Raw genomic sequence first — 1,882 nt, 5'->3', positions numbered from 1 at the left:
GGGTGCAGCATGCACTGAGGAGCTATTGCAGTACTTTTTTCTGCTAAGTCCTTGATAAAATTTCTTGTTTTATCGTTATCAATAGTTAAGATCAAGCCTGGATTTGTACAAAACTGACCTGTACCCACTGTAATAGAATTAGCATAGGTAGTTGCAATTTCGTCTGCTCTTTTGGTAATTGCTTCGGGTGTAATAATTACAGGATTAACACTTCCCATTTCTGCAAAAACAGGAATTGGTTCTTCTCTATTTGCTGCCAGATTAAATAAAGCTCTTCCTCCCGAGATACTACCGGTAAAACCAACAGCTTTTACTTTTGAATGTTTTACCAAGGCAGCTCCCACTACTCTTCCGCTTCCGGTAATATTTGAAAAAACTCCATTTGGCATTCCTGTTTTTTCGGCTGCTTTTATGATAGCAGATGAAACCAGTTCTCCTGTTCCAGAGTGCATCGCATGTGATTTAACGATTACCGGGCATCCTGAAGCCAATGCGCTAGCGGTATCTCCTCCTGCTGTTGAAAATGCTAAAGGAAAATTACTGGCTGCAAATACTACTACCGGCCCCAAAGGAATATTAGTTTTTCTAATATCTGGTTTAGGAGCAGGTGTTCGTTTGGTATCTGCCAAATCGATTGTATTTTCTCGCCACTCTTCATTAGAGACCAATTCTGCAAAAGAACGTAATTGAAAAATTGTGCGACCTCTTTCTCCCATTGCTCTTCCTTCTGGCAATCCAGTTTCTGAAGTATATGCTTGAATCAGTTCATCATCTAAAGCCAGAATCTCATCTGCAATAGCATTTAAGAATTCTGCTCTTTTAGCTCCTGTAACGTTTCTATATTCTTTAAAAGCCTGATGTGCTAGTTCTGTAGCTTCATCTACTTCTTCTAAAGTAGCTTCGTAAAATTCGTATTCGTTCTCAATATTTAGTTTTGGATTGAATGTTTTACGAGAAACGGAACCTGTGGCCGATAATCTATTTCCTATATAATTTTTTCCAGTTATCATATATTGATTAATGGTTTTAATATAAAATGAATTAATAATAAAATTGCTTAAAATAAAAACAAGATGTTGAGGGGGGCAAAAAATCTAACTCACTACAGCATTTAGTTCTTTATACTCTGGTAAGGCAGGTCTTGTTTTTAATCCATTTTCAATAATTCTAAGTACATTTTTACGTTCTTCACCAATAAGTGGTAGTCTTGGTGCACGTACATTTTCTGTACCGATTCCTGTAGCTACTTCTGCAAGCTTAATATTTTGTACTAGTTTTGCATTTATATCTAACTCTAACAAAGGTAAAAACCATCTGTATATCTCAAGTGCTTCCTGAAGTCTTCCTGCTTTTTGTAATTCGTAAATAGCAACAGTTTCTGCAGGAAAAGCATCTACAAGTCCGGCAACCCAGCCATCTGCTCCCATCAAAAGACTTTCTAAAGCTAAGGTATCCACACCAGAAAGGATTTTTAGACGATTTCCGAATTTATTTTTGATTCGTGTAATATTAGATATATCTCTTGTAGATTCTTTTACAGCTTGTATATTATCCATTTCTAATAACTCTTCAAACATATCCAGAGTTACTTCAATCTTATAATCTACAGGATTATTATACACCATAATCGGTAGCTCTGTACTCTTAGCTACTTCTCTAAAATACACTACTGTTTCACGATCTCCAGCTTTGTAACGCATTGGAGGTAGCATCATTAATCCCTGAGCACCATCTTCTTTAGCTTTTGCAGCTGCATCGATTGCATTTTTGGTCGTTTGTTCTGCAATGTTCATGATTACAGGAACTCTGCCATTAACAATGTCAACCGTCTTTTTTACCAATATTCTCTTTTCTGTATCACTTAAGGTACTAGCCTCTCCCA

At 36.7% G+C, this 1,882-nt stretch carries 2 protein-coding genes; both read right to left on the bottom strand.

The window, feature by feature from the left end; genetic code table 11:
- Positions 1-1,010, bottom strand: a 1,010-nt coding sequence (locus Z054_RS0127240; protein ID WP_024773127.1) for an aldehyde dehydrogenase family protein, incomplete at its 3' end; no start/stop codon positions are given.
- An 84-nt stretch (positions 1,011-1,094) separates the two neighbouring features.
- On the bottom strand, positions 1,095-1,882 hold a 788-nt coding region (locus Z054_RS0127235; protein ID WP_024773126.1), incomplete at its 5' end, for a dihydrodipicolinate synthase family protein.

It is taken from the genome of Aquimarina macrocephali JAMB N27, from assembly GCF_000520995.1.
GTDB lineage: Bacteria > Bacteroidota > Bacteroidia > Flavobacteriales > Flavobacteriaceae > Aquimarina > Aquimarina macrocephali.
The sequence above is the reverse complement of the archived record's forward strand: the minus strand, read 5'-3'. Positions and strand labels throughout refer to the sequence as shown.